At 55.3% G+C, this 14,767-nt stretch carries 13 protein-coding genes; 3 read left to right on the top strand and 10 right to left on the bottom strand.

Annotation, left to right across the window (positions count from 1 at the left end):
- Positions 1-33: 33 nt before the first annotated feature.
- Both sgrT and ABLV54_RS25665 read left to right on the top strand, forming a co-directional pair.
- Positions 34-186 (top strand): glucose uptake inhibitor SgrT, encoded by a 153-nt coding sequence (sgrT, locus tag ABLV54_RS25670; RefSeq protein ID WP_004204309.1) that lies wholly within the window; start codon positions 34-36, stop codon positions 184-186.
- Between the two features lie 286 nt (positions 187-472).
- Complete coding sequence (locus tag ABLV54_RS25665; protein ID WP_023319717.1) at positions 473-1,657, top strand: sugar efflux transporter; 1,185 nt, start codon at positions 473-475, stop codon at positions 1,655-1,657.
- Positions 1,658-1,701: 44 nt separating this feature from the next.
- Here the strand turns inward: ABLV54_RS25665 and ABLV54_RS25660 are convergent, their stop codons facing one another.
- Positions 1,702-3,012 (bottom strand): MFS transporter, encoded by a 1,311-nt coding sequence (locus tag ABLV54_RS25660; protein WP_004204313.1) that lies wholly within the window; start codon positions 3,010-3,012, stop codon positions 1,702-1,704.
- A 231-nt stretch (positions 3,013-3,243) separates the two neighbouring features.
- On the opposite strand from ABLV54_RS25660, the gene ABLV54_RS25655 reads away from it, so the two are divergent.
- Positions 3,244-4,140 (top strand): LysR family transcriptional regulator, encoded by an 897-nt coding sequence (locus tag ABLV54_RS25655; RefSeq protein WP_004204315.1) that lies wholly within the window; start codon positions 3,244-3,246, stop codon positions 4,138-4,140.
- A gap of 37 nt (positions 4,141-4,177) precedes the next feature.
- On the opposite strand, the gene aroD is transcribed toward ABLV54_RS25655, so the two are convergent.
- From aroD to leuL, 9 genes are all read right to left on the bottom strand, one after another.
- A complete protein-coding gene (gene aroD, locus ABLV54_RS25650) occupies positions 4,178-4,933 on the bottom strand; it encodes a type I 3-dehydroquinate dehydratase (RefSeq protein ID WP_004204316.1) in 756 nt (251 codons plus the stop codon).
- A 30-nt stretch (positions 4,934-4,963) separates the two neighbouring features.
- On the bottom strand, positions 4,964-6,178 hold the full coding sequence (locus tag ABLV54_RS25645; RefSeq protein ID WP_050533887.1) for an MFS transporter: 1,215 nt from the start codon (positions 6,176-6,178) through the stop codon (positions 4,964-4,966).
- Positions 6,179-6,188: 10 nt separating this feature from the next.
- A complete protein-coding gene (locus tag ABLV54_RS25640) occupies positions 6,189-7,052 on the bottom strand; it encodes a shikimate dehydrogenase (protein ID WP_017901194.1) in 864 nt (287 codons plus the stop codon).
- 11 nt (positions 7,053-7,063) lie between these two features.
- Positions 7,064-9,097, bottom strand: a complete 2,034-nt coding sequence (locus ABLV54_RS25635) for an FAD-dependent oxidoreductase (RefSeq protein ID WP_048294153.1) — start codon at positions 9,095-9,097, stop codon at positions 7,064-7,066.
- 397 nt (positions 9,098-9,494) lie between these two features.
- The gene (leuD, locus tag ABLV54_RS25630) at positions 9,495-10,100 is read right to left on the bottom strand and encodes a 3-isopropylmalate dehydratase small subunit (protein ID WP_004204321.1); all 606 of its coding nucleotides are present in this window, start codon (positions 10,098-10,100) and stop codon (positions 9,495-9,497) included.
- Positions 10,101-10,110: 10 nt separating this feature from the next.
- Entirely contained in the window at positions 10,111-11,511 is a 1,401-nt protein-coding gene (leuC, locus tag ABLV54_RS25625; protein WP_004177417.1) for a 3-isopropylmalate dehydratase large subunit, read from the bottom strand.
- Positions 11,512-11,513: 2 nt separating this feature from the next.
- Complete coding sequence (leuB, locus tag ABLV54_RS25620) at positions 11,514-12,605, bottom strand: 3-isopropylmalate dehydrogenase (protein ID WP_023291974.1); 1,092 nt, start codon at positions 12,603-12,605, stop codon at positions 11,514-11,516.
- Positions 12,605-14,176, bottom strand: coding sequence for a 2-isopropylmalate synthase (gene leuA / locus ABLV54_RS25615; RefSeq protein WP_023291975.1), 1,572 nt, complete (start codon positions 14,174-14,176; stop codon positions 12,605-12,607). The genes leuB and leuA overlap by 1 nt, the downstream gene beginning before the upstream one ends.
- A 95-nt stretch (positions 14,177-14,271) precedes the next feature.
- Positions 14,272-14,358: a leu operon leader peptide gene (gene leuL, locus ABLV54_RS25610; protein WP_072013397.1), complete on the bottom strand. Its 87-nt coding sequence runs from the start codon at positions 14,356-14,358 to the stop codon at positions 14,272-14,274.
- Between the last annotated feature and the right edge of the window lie 409 nt (positions 14,359-14,767).

Here is a 14,767-nt window from a genome sequence, read left to right as displayed (position 1 = left end):
AATAATGAATCCCGATGAAGCGAGGAGGTGAATATGATGAGGTCTACCGCAAAATCGTTCTACCAGCGCTACTTTTCTGCGACGCAGGAAGCGTCCTGGCTGGCCCGCCTGATGGCAGGACGACAGCAGGAAATCCTGGGCGAACTGATGCAGTGGGGAGTGACGTCAAAGACCTCTGATCATTGACTTGCAGACATCATGTGTGACTGAGTATTGGTGTTATACTCGTCGTTTTTCAAGCTGCAGGTGCGCGCGCTTGCCCGGGTCTATCGCTGTCGATGCTCCCAGAGCCTATGTTCTGGCCGCGTGAATCGCCCCTACGGGACTCACCCTTTCGGAGCCAGCGTAAGCGCTGCGCAAAACGGTTAACCGTTTGTCCTGCAACGTGAAATCCACAGAGTATAGAATCACCCGCCAGCAGAAAGCCTCTGCTGGCTTTTTTCGTTTACTTCGCGTGTGTTAAGGACATTTCATGCTGTGGTTGATGACGATGGGACGACGGCTAAACGGCGTCTATGCCGCCTTTATGCTGGTTGCTTTTATGATGGGCGTGGCGGGCGCATTGCAGGCGCCGACGTTGAGTTTGTTTCTCAGCCGCGAAGTGGGGGCGCAGCCGTTCTGGGTGGGCCTGTTCTACACCGTGAATGCGATAGCCGGGATCCTGGTGAGCCTGGCGCTGGCCAAGCGCTCCGATAGCCGCGGCGACCGGCGGCGGTTAATTATGTTCTGCTGTCTGATGGCGGTAGGCAATGCGCTGCTGTTTGCCTTCAACCGCCACTATCTGACGCTGATCACCTGTGGGGTGATGCTGGCATCCATCGCTAACGCCGCCATGCCGCAGCTCTTTGCCCTGGCGCGGGAATATGCCGACAGCTCGGCGCGGGAAGTGGTGATGTTCAGCTCGGTCATGCGTGCCCAGCTGTCTCTGGCGTGGGTGATTGGCCCGCCGCTGGCCTTTATGCTGGCGCTCAACTATGGCTTTACCACCATGTTCTCTATTGCGGCGGGCATCTTTGCGATCAGCCTGGCGCTGATTGCGGTCAAACTGCCCTCGGTTCCGCGCGTGGAACAGCCCTCGGAAGAGGCGGAGGCGCTGGCGCAGGCCGGCGGCTGGCAGGACAAGAATGTGCGGATGCTGTTTATCGCCTCCACCCTGATGTGGACCTGCAACACCATGTATATCATTGATATGCCGCTGTGGATCAGCAGCGATCTCGGGCTTCCCGACAGTCTGGCCGGGATCCTGATGGGCACCGCCGCCGGCCTGGAGATTCCGGCGATGATCCTCGCCGGCTACTACGTGAAGCGCTTTGGTAAACGTAAAATGATGGTAGCGGCGGTGGCGGCCGGTGTGCTGTTTTATCTGGGGTTGATCCTGTTTCATGGCCGAACGGCGCTGCTGGCCCTGCAGCTGTTCAACGCCATTTTTATCGGCATAATCGCCGGGATCGGCATGCTGTGGTTCCAGGATTTAATGCCGGGACGCGCGGGGGCGGCGACCACCCTGTTTACCAACAGTATTTCCACTGGCGTGATCCTCGCCGGCGTGATGCAGGGGGCGCTGTCGCAGAGCTATGGCCACGCCAGCGTCTACTGGACGATCGCCGCGATTTCGCTGGTGACGCTGTTTTTAACCAGCAAGGTGAAAGATATCTGACCGTCCTCTTCGCCCCGGCGTGCAATTCGCCGGGGCCGCCGTCTTTACTTCAGTTCGATTCGCTTGATGTCGCCGATGATAAAAATGTAGGCAATCACGCCGATCAGCGCCGTCAGGCCGACGTAGATCAGTGCGTAAAAGAAGTTACCCGTTGCGGAGATAATCACGCCAATTATCAGTGGGGCTATAATCGACGCCATATTAGCGCAGAAATTAAATATCCCGCCGGTCAGGCCTGCCATATTTTCCGGGGCAATATCAGAAATTAACGTCCAGCCCAGACCAACCATTCCCTGACCAAAAAATGCCACTGACATAATAATAATAACGGTGCTGTTGGCGCTCACCCAGTTCGCCGCAATAATACAGCTGGAGAGTAATAATCCGGAAATTATTGGTAACTTCCGACTGATATTGACGGAGCCGGTTCGCTTCAGCAGTCGGTCCGAGATCCAGCCGCCGAAGAGGATGCCGATGGCGGCGGCGAGAAACGGCCAGGTGGCGAAGAAGCCAACGTGCAGCCAGGGAAGATGGCGCTCGTTGGCCAGATAGCTGGGAAACCACGTCAGGAAAAACACCAGCGTGGTGTTGCCCGCAAACTGACCCAGACTGGCGCCGAGGATCTGGCGACAGCCCAGCAGGCGCCTGGCGTCACGCCAGTTAAATGGAACGTTCTGGATTTTATTGTTAATACCGTTTGCGCCGATATAATCCAGCTCCGCTTGATTAGCCGTGCGCGATTCATGGGGTTCGTGATAAAAACGCCACCACACCAAAGTAAATAAAATACCTAATCCTCCGGTGAGGAAAAAAAGCGTTCTCCAGCCGTGATGTTCGAGGATTAAAAATAACAGCGGTGAGAAGGCCGCCAGTCCTATATATTCACCAACCGTATATGTTGCCGTCGCCCGTGCGCGCTCATGCTGCGGGAACCAGGTGCTGACGATGCGGCTGTTGGCCGGGAAGCAGGGCGCTTCACTGACGCCAAGTCCCAGGCGCAGAAGCAGCAGAGATTTAAGCCCGAGGGTGAAACTTTGCAGCAGGGTAAACAGCGACCAGAAGAAAATTGACAGGGCATAGGTCAGTTTGTTGCCGAAGCGGTCTAAAAACATGCCGCCGGGGATCTGCGCCAGGGCATAGGTCCAGGCAAAGGCGGAGAAAATGATGCCCATCATCGCCGGATCGATATGAATTTCCTGGGTTAACTGTGGGGCAACGATACCGAGGATGGTGCGGTCGAGATAATTGATCATCGTTCCGACGGACAACAGCAGTAAAATAACTATCCGAACGCGGCTTCTTTTTTTCGTCCCTGATGAGGAAGTGAGGACTTCCTGAGAGTTTGACATACTCATAGCGAGTTCCTTTAAAGTTTAAAATATTTTTGCATATATTTGTATATGCAAAAATATCTCCGGGAACTATAGGTAGTATCTATGAATGGCAACGCTTTGTGGCACATTCATACGCTTCAGAAAATAATATTTGATACACCGCCGATATTTACCCGCTCATGCACATTATTGGTGGCTTGCATGGTATATTAGCATCAGTGGATTTATTCTTATATTATACGGGCAAAAATAATGAACCTAAAGCAACTTTATTATTTTAAACGTCTGTCTGAAACTGAACATTATACCGAAGCGGCCTCCAGTCTGTGCATCACCCAGCCTTCGCTAAGCCATGCGATATCAGAGCTGGAGAAGGAGTTAGGGGTCGCACTGTTCGCCAGACAGGGACGGAACGTTAAAATTACGCAAAACGGCAAGCGTTTTCTGCCGTATGTCGAAGATGCCCTGGCCTCACTGGAAAATGGCCGCACAGTTTTGCAAAAAAACGGCGCTGAAAATAAAGAAAACATTCGTATCGCCTTTATTTACACGATGGGCGAATATGTTGTTCCGCAGTTAATTAATAAATATTCTCTTTCACCTGAGTTTCACAATGTGACTTTTTCTTTTACTCAAGGGACCTCGCTGACGCTGTTGCAGGAGCTGAAAGCGGGAAAAGTCGATCTGGCGATCTGCTCTTATATTGCCGATGAGCCCGATATCGATTTTATTCCGGTTATTCAGCAGGAGCTGGTGGTGGTGACCGCCAGGGATCATCCGCTGGCCCGTCTGTATGAACATGAAGTCGACCTCGTGGAGACGATTCATTATCCCTATATCTATTTTTCAGAAAATAGCGGCTTACGTCCGTTTATCGATAATGTATTTATGCAGCAAAAGCTGGTGCCGGAGATTGCCTGCTACGTGGAAGAGGATACCGCGATGGCCGGGCTGGTCAGCATTGACTACGGGATCGCGATCATGCCGCGGATCTCGGCGCTCTCCCATTACAACGTCCATATCCTGAAGATTAAAAACACCCTCCCTCCGCGCTATATCTATCTGGCGACCATGAAAGACCGGGGACTTTCCCCGGCGCTGCAGTCGTTTAAAAATGTGGTCATCCACGACAGCCAGAAGATCTGTTAGCGAATAGCCCGGAGTGGTCCTCCGGGCTAAGGGGTTATCAGGAGAGAATATCCATTACTTCACGCAGCTTATTGATGGCTATCTGTCCCGGCGCGGAAGCTTGACCCACGGTACCGAAGGTCATGGCTGAGCCAAAAAGACGCCCGGTCACCCGGCTGACGCCGCCTGATTTTCCCATCGACATGGTGATCAGCGGGCGGGTGGCATACTTCTCTTTCATGGTCAGCGTGGCGGCGAGCAGGGTCAGAACGTCCTGCGGCGATTGCGGCATCACCGCGATCTTCGGCAGATCGGCACCCAGATCCTGCATGCGGCGCAGGCGATAGATGATATCTTCCTGGGCGGGGGTTTTATGAAAATCATGGTTACTCATGATCACTTTGACGCCCGCGGCATGCGCATCGTCAACCAGCGCGCGGATCTGCGCTTCATCATTGAACAGCTCGACATCGATGACATCAACCAGTCCACTGCGCGCCGCTTCGCGGTTGAGCGCGAAGTAGGCATCGTCGCTGAGCTCGGTCTCGCCGCCTTCTTTCTTGCTGCGGAAGGTGAACAGCAACGGCAGGGCTTTCAGCGCACCACGGATTTCCGCCAGCGCGGCCATCACCTGGGCCATCTCTCTGACCTGCGTAAAGTGATCAACGCGCCATTCGATGATATCGGCGCCGGCGTCGACCAGGCCGTGGGCGTTACCCAGTATTTCATCCAGCGTTTTGCCGATCAGCGGTACACAAATTAAGGTTTCCCCTTCCTGGAAGGTGATGTTCTTTACGGTAACTGCATTTGTCATGTAGGCATCCATTATTATTCGCGTTGAACCTCAGGCGGTGACTGCGGTGGGTGATACTTTTTGCGCCGCCCGAGCCTGCAGTTGACGATAGCCGATGTACAGGGCGATCACAAAGCCGATCACGGCGATCGCAAAATCAAACCACATAATGCTGGCAATACTGATCTGCGAAAGTTTGGCGGTGATCAGCGGGATCGTGAAGCTGGCGATACTGCCGGCGGTGTAGAAGATCCCGGTTGCCTTGCCTTTCCCGTTCGGGAAGCTCATCGCCATGATCGTCGCTCCCAGCTGTAGCACTCCGCCCGCGGCGGCAAAGCCGATGACAAAGGCGAAGCCGGTAACCATCATCGGCGTCGGGAACAGGCACACCAGCAGCAGCGAGACCATCGACAGGCCAGTATAGATGATCATGGCGACGGCGGAGCTGAACACCTCTTTGACGAAGGCAGCAGTCACGAAGACGCAGACCAACGACCCAACGGTATAGATGCTGAGCAGCTTAATCGCCGAGGCATAGGGCAGCCCGACCACGAACTGGCCGTACTGCGCCAGCCACTGGCTGACCAGATAGAACGTCGCCATGCCGATATAGCCGTACAGCGTGAAGATCATCATATCCAGTTTGTTGGCCTGCGGATGGGCGAACGTTTCCGCCTGTGGCTCAGGAGATTCCTCTTTTTTCGCTGCCTGGCTGTCAGGGAATGGCATTTTAAGCAGGTAAATCCCGCTCAGTACAAAGAGCGCCGCCGCAATCACGAACGACCAGCCGAACCATAGATTCGCCCAGATCAGGAAGCTGATAATGAACGGCAGCAGGAACTGCCCGGCGGAAACGAAGGCTTTGATCAGCACGTTGGCCCGGCTGGCGGAGTGCGGGAAAGATTCCATCAGCGCCGGATAGGTGCCGGAGTCGAGGAAGCTGTTCGCCAGGCCCGCCATAATGCCGAAGACATAGGCCAGATAGATATTTTTGGTCAGCAGAATGCCGACGAAAAAGATCAGGTAGCTCAGGATCCCAAGATAGATAAAGGGCTTGCGACCGAAGCGATCCGAGAGAAATCCGGTCACGATGGTCGCTAACTTACCAATACCTAACGAGGAGATAACGATCGATACGCCGGCTTTATCTGTTCCCCACTGTTCCTGAAGATGGGCCATGTTGAGGGTGATTAACAGCACCCCCATGCCGTGGATCAGGTAGTTGAGGTACAGCCCTGCCGCGGTAGGGACGTATTTATTTTTCATCGCTTGCCCCTTAGAACAGGATGCTTTTGATGTAATCAACCGGCATCTGTTTACCCGTCCAGATTTCGAACGCGCGCGCGCCTTGCCACAGCATCATCCCGAGGCCGTTTAGCGTGCGGCAGCCTTTTTTCTCAGCCACTTCCAGCAGGTGGGTTTTGCGCGGGTTGTATACGACGTCGGAGACGATCAGATCCGGACGCAGGAAGCTGTCGTCCGGCAGCAGCATCTGGCCTTCGAACGGCTTCATGCCGACCCCGGTGGCATTGGTCAGGATCACGCTGCTATCGATTTCGGCACGCAGTTTGTCATGATCGTCAAGATCGAACAGATGGATCTCACAGCGCGTGTTGTTGCGGATCTTGGCGACCGTTTCTTCGGCGTTGGCGAAGAATTTATCGCGACGGTTGAAGATGGAGATCGCCTTCACGCCATCCAGTGCCGCCTGGACGCAGAGTGCGGTCGCCGCGCCGCCGGCACCGAGCACGGTCATCTTCTTGCCAATGATATCGATACCCGCTTCGCTAAGGGCGCGCATATAGCCGGTGCCGTCGGTGATATGCCCGGTCAGGACGCCGTCGTCATTGACCACGGTATTCACCGCCCCGACCAGCTGCGCCGCCGGCGACAGCTTATCGAGATACTGGCAAATCTCGGTTTTGTTCGGCATAGAGACGTTAAAGCCGCGCAGCTTCAAAGCCCGGAAGCCCTGCACAACGTCTTTCAGCTCCTGATTACCGACTTCAAAAGCCAGGTAGACGTAGTCCAGCCCGAGATGGGCGAAAGCCTCGTTGTGCATGGTGGGCGACATGCTGTGGCGAATCGGGGTGGCGATCAGACCAATCAGCTCAGTGTGTCCAGTAATACGTTCTGCCATGACAAAAATCCTCAATAAGTTAGAAAGGGAATTCGTTGTGCTTCGCGGCTGCCCAGCGCACCCATGTCTTCGAGGGTGTCCAGCACGTTGCGGCCTTCGCGGATGCCGTCGATAATGCGTCGCGCCATCACGCTGTCGCCGATATTCATGATTTTGACGTTATTGGCATTGGCCCAGCGTTCGATCTCGTCGAGCCCCGTCCGGTTGGCGCGCATCCCCAGACAGACAAAGCCGTAGTCGAAGGGGATATCGAAGGTGTGCTGTGTATTTTTCACCTGGAAATGGTCGGCAGCCACCGCCATCAGTTGCGTATTCATGTGCTGTTCGACCTGGTGCTCGTCGAGCATGGTCAACATGGCATTCTTGGTAATGATGTCGAGATCGCGACCGGCGGCGTCCTGCATTTCGATTAAGACCGCCTGCGCGCCGCGAGCGGTAAAGTATTCGATGACGTCGAGGCCAACGGCGCCCGCGCCGACAACGGCGATGCGTTTGCCCTCGACATGGGTAAATTTCGCCAGATTGTCGATCATGCCGGTAATGGAGAAGACTTTGCCTTCCGCGGCGTCAATATTCTCCCGCAGTCCAGCAATGGGCGGCAGCAGGGGGGTTGAGCCGGTGGCATTGACGATCAGATGTGGACGCAGGGCGGAAACCGAGGCCACGTCTGCCCGTTTGCCGACCTGCAGCATCAGGTTGTCCAGCGCGGCGATGCGGTTTTTCATAAACTGCGGGAAATCCGCGATGCGTTTTTTCTCCGGCAGACGGGCGATATCGCTGGCGAGACCGCCGACGTGATTTTTCGCCTCCAGCAGCCAGGTGTGGCAGCCGACTTCCGCCGCGGTGCAGGCGGCCTCCATCCCGGCAGTGCCGGCGCCGATGACGACCACGTTCGTTTCGCGATTAACGCGCCGCGTTTTGTAGGCATCGCCGTGAATGATGTCCGGGTTAATTGAACAGCGCAGCGGACGCGAGCGGGCGATGCGATGGTCGGCGCAGCCGATGTTGCAGGAGATGCATTTGCGCATCAGGCGCTCTTTACCGCTTTGCACCTTCTGCACCCACTCCGGCTCGGCAATCAGACCGCGACCAATGGCAATGAGATCGGCATCGCCGCTGGCGAGGATATCCTCGGCCACCTGCGGGGTACGGATATTGCCGGCGATGACCGTGGGCTTATGGAATTTATCGCGCACCGCGCGGGAGAGGTAACGCTTCCAGCCGTCCTCCAGCGACATCTGGTCGATTTGCAGATTCAGGTTGTCGTTCTGCGCCGCCGAGACGTTGATGATATCGACCTTCTCCTGACAGAGCTCAAGGATGCGCAAGGAATCTTCGAGGGTATTGCCGCCTTTGAGGAAGTCGTCGGCGCTGATGCGCAGGCTGACCGGAAAACGTGGCCCGACGCAGGCGCGAACTTTATCGACAATCAGACCTAATATTCGAGTGCGGTTTTCGACGCTGCCGCCAAATTCATCGGTGCGTTTGTTAAATAACGGCGATAAAAACTGGCTAATTAAATAGGAGTGGCCGGCATGAATTTCGACGCAGTCAAAACCCGCGCGACGAACGCGCTCTGCGGCGTCCCCGAATTTTTCCACCGCGTGATAAATTTCCTCATGGGTCATTGGCCGCGGAATATTACCGTGCTTTTTCGAGGGCGTCGTCGAGGAGGAGAGCGGTGTCTGACCCTCGAGGCGGTAGGCATAAGCGGAAGCGCCAGCGTGATTTAACTGAATGGATACGCAGGCGCCGTGTTTATGCAGGGTCTCGGTTAATTTAAACAGCCGTGGAATATATTGATCGTTATCGATGCGCAGCTGGGTGGTGCCGTTGGAAGCGAAAGGGAAATCAATACAGATATTTTCGATGGTGATAAGACCGGTGCCGCCTTTGGCCCGCAGTTCGTAGTATTCCAGCTGTTCCTGCGAGACCTCGCCATTGAGCGTAGCCATATTGGTGCCCATCGGGGGCATAATAATGCGGTTTTTTAGCGTCATGCCGTTGATGGTCAACGGACTGAAAAGGTGCGGATAGTGGCTCATCTCTTCTCTCCACAGGAGGCCGGGAGGCCGCTATGCGGGGGCCCGGGCGTGTCCTTAGTTAATATTTCTCTGTGGGAAAAGATAACGAGGGGAAAAATTGAAAAATAATGCTTTTTTTTGCTGTGAGCTATAGGGGTTCTCTATGAGATTAACGCTTCTTTCACATTGTTATATTTTTATATTAAACACTCATACCTTATTTTTACTTGCAGTGAAGGGTTAATACATAAACCGCGCAGGTCAGGGGGAAGAAAGCGAAATCATTCGTCTTTATCGCGTGGGGCAGGCCAACGTCAAGGGCTGACGTTCGAAGAATTAATATTGTTTTTTGTGCGTGAGATCTCAATTTTCTGCTGCAGTAAATTAAAAAGCCCGGCCAAATGACCGGGCGCGAAGCTTAATTCATAAACGCCGGCAGCTTGTGCTCATAGTCGGAAATCGCCGCTTCATGTTGCAGCGTCAGGCCGATGCTATCCAGGCCATTAAGCATGCAGTGGCGACGGAAATCGTCGATCTTAAAGCTGTAGGTTTTATCCCCCGCTTTCACCACCTGCGCTTCCAGGTCCACTTCAAACGTAATGCCCGGGTTGGCCTGCACCAGTCTGAACAGCTCGTCGACCTGCTCATCGCTCAGCGTCACCGGCAGCAGCTGGTTGTTGAAGCTGTTGCCGTAGAAAATATCGGCAAAGCTTGGGGCGATAACGACTTTAAAACCGTAATCGGTCAGCGCCCACGGCGCATGCTCGCGGGAGGAGCCGCAGCCGAAGTTTTCCCGCGCCAGCAGGATAGAGGCGCCTTTGTACTCAGGAAAGTTCAGCACGAACTCCGGGTTCGGCTGTTGACCTTTATCATCGAGGAAGCGCCAGTCGTTGAACAGGTGCGCGCCAAAGCCGGTGCGGGTCACTTTCTGCAGAAACTGCTTGGGAATGATCGCGTCGGTATCGACGTTTGCAGCATCCAGCGGAACCACCAGGCCGGTATGTTGGGTAAATTTCTCTGCCATGATGGTCTCCTTACTTCAGATTACGGATATCGGCGAAATGGCCGGTCACAGCCGCCGCCGCGGCCATTGCCGGGCTCACCAGGTGCGTGCGTCCGCCGCGGCCCTGACGGCCTTCAAAATTACGGTTGCTGGTGGAGGCGCAGCGCTCGCCCGGGTTCAGGCGGTCGTTGTTCATCGCCAGACACATCGAGCAGCCCGGTAAGCGCCACTCAAAGCCGGCTTCGATAAAGATCTTATCCAGGCCTTCCGCTTCCGCTTGCGCTTTCACCGGACCGGAACCTGGTACCACCAACGCCTGGACGCCCGGCGCCACTTTACGCCCTTTGGCGATTTCCGCCGCGGCGCGCAAATCTTCGATACGCGAGTTGGTACAGGAGCCGATGAACACTTTATCGATAGCCACTTCCGTCAGCGGGATGCCGGATTTCAGTCCCATATAGGCCAGCGCTTTCTCAGCGCTGGCGCGTTCCACCGGGTCGCTGAATGACGCAGGATCGGGGATATTATCGGTGACCGAAATCACCTGGCCTGGGTTGGTGCCCCAGGTCACCTGCGGAGCAATCTCAGCCGCCTGCAGCGTCACCACGGTGTCAAATGTGGCGCCGTCGTCGGTTTTCAGGGTTTTCCAGTACGCCACCGCATCGTCAAAATCTTTGCCTTTCGGCGCGTGCAGACGGCCGCGTACGTAATTGAAGGTGGTTTCATCCGGCGCGACCAGGCCCGCTTTGGCGCCCATCTCGATCGCCATGTTGCACAGGGTCATGCGACCTTCCATGCTCAGATCGCGGATCGCTTCGCCGCAGAATTCCACCACGTGGCCGGTGCCGCCGGCGCTGCCGGTTTTACCAATGATCGCCAACACGATATCTTTGGCGGTGATGCCCGGCGCCGCTTTGCCTTGCACTTCGATTTTCATGGTTTTCGCACGACCCTGTTTCAGGGTCTGGGTCGCCAGCACATGTTCCACTTCGGAAGTGCCGATGCCGAAGGCCAGCGCGCCGAACGCGCCGTGGGTGGCGGTATGGGAGTCGCCGCATACAATGGTCATCCCCGGCAAGGTCACCCCTTGTTCCGGGCCCATTACGTGAACGATGCCCTGGTACGGGTGATTCAGGTCGTACAGCTCAACGCCGAACTCTTTACAGTTCTTAATCAGCTCCTGCATCTGAATGCGGGCCATCTCGCCGGACGCGTTAATATCTTTGGTCTGCGTCGAGACGTTGTGATCCATGGTGGCGAAGGTTTTACCCGGCTGGCGCACCTGGCGGCCGTGGGCGCGCAGGCCGTCAAAGGCCTGCGGGGAGGTGACTTCATGCACCAGATGGCGGTCGATATACAACAGCGGAGTTTCGTTTTGCGCCTCATACACCACGTGCGCATCAAACAATTTTTCGTATAACGTCTTCGCCATGATTACACCCCTTCTGCGACATAGCGGGCAATGATATCGCCCATTTCATCAGTGCTGACCGCTGCCGTGCCGCGCGCTAAATCGCCGGTACGAACGCCTTCCTCCAGAGCGCGGTTAATCGCGCTTTCAATCGCGCTCGCCGCCTCGTCAGCGTCGAGGCTATAGCGCAGCAGCAGCGCCAGGGAGAGGATCTGCGCGATCGGGTTAGCGATATTTTTGCCGGCGATATCCGGCGCCGAGCCGCCTGCTGGCTCGTACAGGCCGAAACCTTGTTCGTTGAGGCTGGCGGACGGCAGCATACCCATCGAGCCGGTGATCATTGCGCACTCGTCGGAGAGGATGTCGCCGAACAGGTTGGAGCACAGCAGCACGTCGAACTGGGACGGATCTTTAATCAGCTGCATGGTGGCGTTATCGATATACATATGCGCCAGCTCAACGTCCGGATACTCCTTGCCGATCTCGGTGACGATTTCGCGCCACAGAATGGACGACTGCAGGACGTTGGCCTTATCGATGGAGGTCACTTTGTGACGACGTTTACGGGCGGATTCAAACGCGATGCGCGCGATACGTTCGATTTCAAAGCGGTGATACACCTCGGTATCAAAAGCTTTCTCATGCTGACCGCTGCCTTCGCGACCTTTCGGCTGACCGAAGTAGATGCCGCCGGTCAGTTCGCGAACGCAGAGAATGTCGAAGCCGTTGGCGGCGATGTCGGCGCGCAGCGGGCAGAACTCTTCCAGCCCCTGATACAGTTTGGCCGGGCGCAGGTTGCTGAACAGTTTAAAGTGTTTACGCAGCGGCAGCAGGGCGCCGCGCTCTGGCTGTTCTGCGGGCGGCAGGTGTTCCCACTTCGGGCCGCCGACGGAGCCGAACAGGATCGCGTCCGCCTGCTCGCATCCGGCGACGGTCGCCTGCGGCAGGGGAGTTCCCTGACGGTCGATGGCCGCGCCGCCGACGTCGTACTGGCTGGTGGTAATGTGCATGGCAAAACGTTGGCGCACGGCTTCCAGTACTTTCATCGCCTGGTTCATCACTTCCGGGCCAATGCCATCACCCGGCAAAACGGCAATATGGTAATTCTTCGACATTACACGGTTTCCTTATTGTTCTCTTTATTCTGAGCTTTGCGTTGCAATTCTTTTTCGACTTCGGCGGCGCGCCAGATGTTGTTCAGCACGTGAACCATCGCTTTGGCTGACGACTCTACGATATCCGTTGCCAGACCAACGCCGTGGAAACGGCGGCCGTTGTAGTCAACGACGATATCCACCTGGCCCAGGGCGTCTTTGCCGTGGCCTTTCGCGCTTAAGCCATATTTCACTAATTCAATGTTGTAATCGGTGACGCGGTTAATCGCCTGGTAGATAGCATCAACCGGACCGTTGCCGTTGGCGGCTTCCGTTTTGATCTCATCCCCGCAGACCAGTTTGATCGAGGCGGTCGCGATATCGCTGGAGCCGGACTGAACGTTGAAGTAATCCAGGCGGAAATGCTCCGGCTCTTCCTGCTGCTTGTTGATAAAGGCCAGCGCTTCCAGATCGTAATCGAAGACCTGGCCTTTTTTGTCCGCCAGCTTCAGGAACGCGTCGTACAGGTGATCCAGGTTGTAATCGCTCTCCTGGTAGCCCATCTCTTCCATCCGGTGTTTCACCGCCGCGCGGCCGGAGCGGGAAGTCAGGTTCAGCTGTACCTGGTTCAGGCCGATGGATTCCGGGGTCATGATTTCGTAGTTTTCGCGGTTCTTCAACACGCCGTCCTGGTGGATACCGGAGGAGTGGGCGAAGGCGCCGGTGCCGACGATGGCTTTGTTCGCCGGGATCGGCATGTTGCAGATCTGGCTGACGGTCTGGCTGGTGCGCCAGATTTCATGGTGGTTGATATTGGTGTGCACGTTCATGATGTCTTTGCGCACTTTAATCGCCATGATGACCTCTTCCAGCGCGCAGTTGCCGGCGCGCTCGCCGATACCGTTCATCGCGCCTTCTACCTGGCGGGCTCCGGCGTGGACCGCGGCGAGGGCGTTGCCGACGGCAATACCCAGGTCATCATGGGTATGGACGGAGATAATGGCTTTGTCGATATTCGGTACGCGCTCATACAGGCCGCTGATAATGTTGGCGTATTCGAACGGCATGGTGTAGCCGACGGTATCCGGAATATTAATGGTGGTGGCGCCAGCGTTAATCGCGGCTTCCACGACGCGAGCCAGGTCAGCAATCGGCGTACGGCCGGCGTCTTCACAGGAGAACTCGACATCGTTAGTGTAGTTGCGCGCCCGCTTCACCATATAAACCGCACGCTCAATGACCTCATCCAGGGTGCTGCGCAGTTTGGTGGCGATATGCATCGGCGAGGTGGCGATGAAGGTGTGGATACGGAACGCTTCGGCCACCTTTAAGGATTCCGCCGCTACGTCGATATCTTTCTCGACGCAGCGCGCCAGGGCGCATACGCGGCTGTTTTTGATGGTGCGCGCGATGGTCTGCACGGATTCAAAATCGCCCGGAGAAGAAACCGGGAAACCGACTTCCATCACGTCAACACCCATGCGCTCGAGGGCCAGAGCGATCTGCAGCTTCTCTTTGACACTCAGGCTTGCCTGTAACGCTTGTTCGCCATCACGTAAGGTCGTATCGAAAATAATGACTTGCTGGCTCATGGTTTGGATCCTTAGTCTTTGTCCTGGCGCCTTGTTGACGAGCATAAAAAAACCCGCGCCAAGGCGCGGGTTTTATAGTCTTGCTGGAAGATGACTTAACGCTGAACGTCGCCCAACAGCCTACCGCGCAAATAGCATGCGTTTAGTAGTAGTAGGCTGGTGATGCGAGTGGTGCGAATCATTGCGTCAAACTCCAGATGAAATCGTTATGCTTTTAGAGTTACTGGATAGCCGTTTCAAAGTCAACCCCTGGCATGGAAAAAGCGTTTTTGGTCCGCAGCGTGAATTAGCTAATTGTGCTGATGTTAGCCCTTTTTTGCCGAAGATCCTATTTTGGACCTGCGGGGGCGCACAGGGATATGTTTCATTTGAAAATGTACTTTGCATTAAAGGCCTCGCTCACGATGCGCCGCGAGCGAAGCGGTCAAAAATCGCTATCTGAATGAAATAATTATATTTATTTTTCGTGTGAATATGTCTACCCCTTAGCGGATCTTTTTTCAATGATAAATAGTTGTTAATTTTATGGGGTGGAAAATAAAATACTTTATTATTGCTTAAGTTACAGTTAACCATTGGTGTTGTTTTTAT

It is taken from the genome of Klebsiella sp. JB_Kp042 (assembly GCF_040065275.1).
GTDB classification, from domain to species: Bacteria; Pseudomonadota; Gammaproteobacteria; order Enterobacterales; family Enterobacteriaceae; genus Klebsiella; species Klebsiella quasipneumoniae.
Note: the sequence above shows the minus strand (reverse complement) of the source record. Positions and strands in the feature narration are given on the sequence as shown.

Coding starts and splice junctions, on each gene's coding strand:
- sgrT (WP_004204309.1), top strand. CDS start 34: ATGATGAGGTCTACCGCAAAATCGTTCTACCAGCGCTACTTTTCTGCG.
- ABLV54_RS25665 (WP_023319717.1), top strand. CDS start 473: ATGCTGTGGTTGATGACGATGGGACGACGGCTAAACGGCGTCTATGCC.
- ABLV54_RS25660 (WP_004204313.1), bottom strand. CDS start 3,012: ATGAGTATGTCAAACTCTCAGGAAGTCCTCACTTCCTCATCAGGGACG.
- ABLV54_RS25655 (WP_004204315.1), top strand. CDS start 3,244: ATGAACCTAAAGCAACTTTATTATTTTAAACGTCTGTCTGAAACTGAA.
- aroD (WP_004204316.1), bottom strand. CDS start 4,933: ATGACAAATGCAGTTACCGTAAAGAACATCACCTTCCAGGAAGGGGAA.
- ABLV54_RS25645 (WP_050533887.1), bottom strand. CDS start 6,178: ATGAAAAATAAATACGTCCCTACCGCGGCAGGGCTGTACCTCAACTAC.
- ABLV54_RS25640 (WP_017901194.1), bottom strand. CDS start 7,052: ATGGCAGAACGTATTACTGGACACACTGAGCTGATTGGTCTGATCGCC.
- ABLV54_RS25635 (WP_048294153.1), bottom strand. CDS start 9,097: ATGAGCCACTATCCGCACCTTTTCAGTCCGTTGACCATCAACGGCATG.
- leuD (WP_004204321.1), bottom strand. CDS start 10,100: ATGGCAGAGAAATTTACCCAACATACCGGCCTGGTGGTTCCGCTGGAT.
- leuC (WP_004177417.1), bottom strand. CDS start 11,511: ATGGCGAAGACGTTATACGAAAAATTGTTTGATGCGCACGTGGTGTAT.
- leuB (WP_023291974.1), bottom strand. CDS start 12,605: ATGTCGAAGAATTACCATATTGCCGTTTTGCCGGGTGATGGCATTGGC.
- leuA (WP_023291975.1), bottom strand. CDS start 14,176: ATGAGCCAGCAAGTCATTATTTTCGATACGACCTTACGTGATGGCGAA.
- leuL (WP_072013397.1), bottom strand. CDS start 14,358: ATGATTCGCACCACTCGCATCACCAGCCTACTACTACTAAACGCATGC.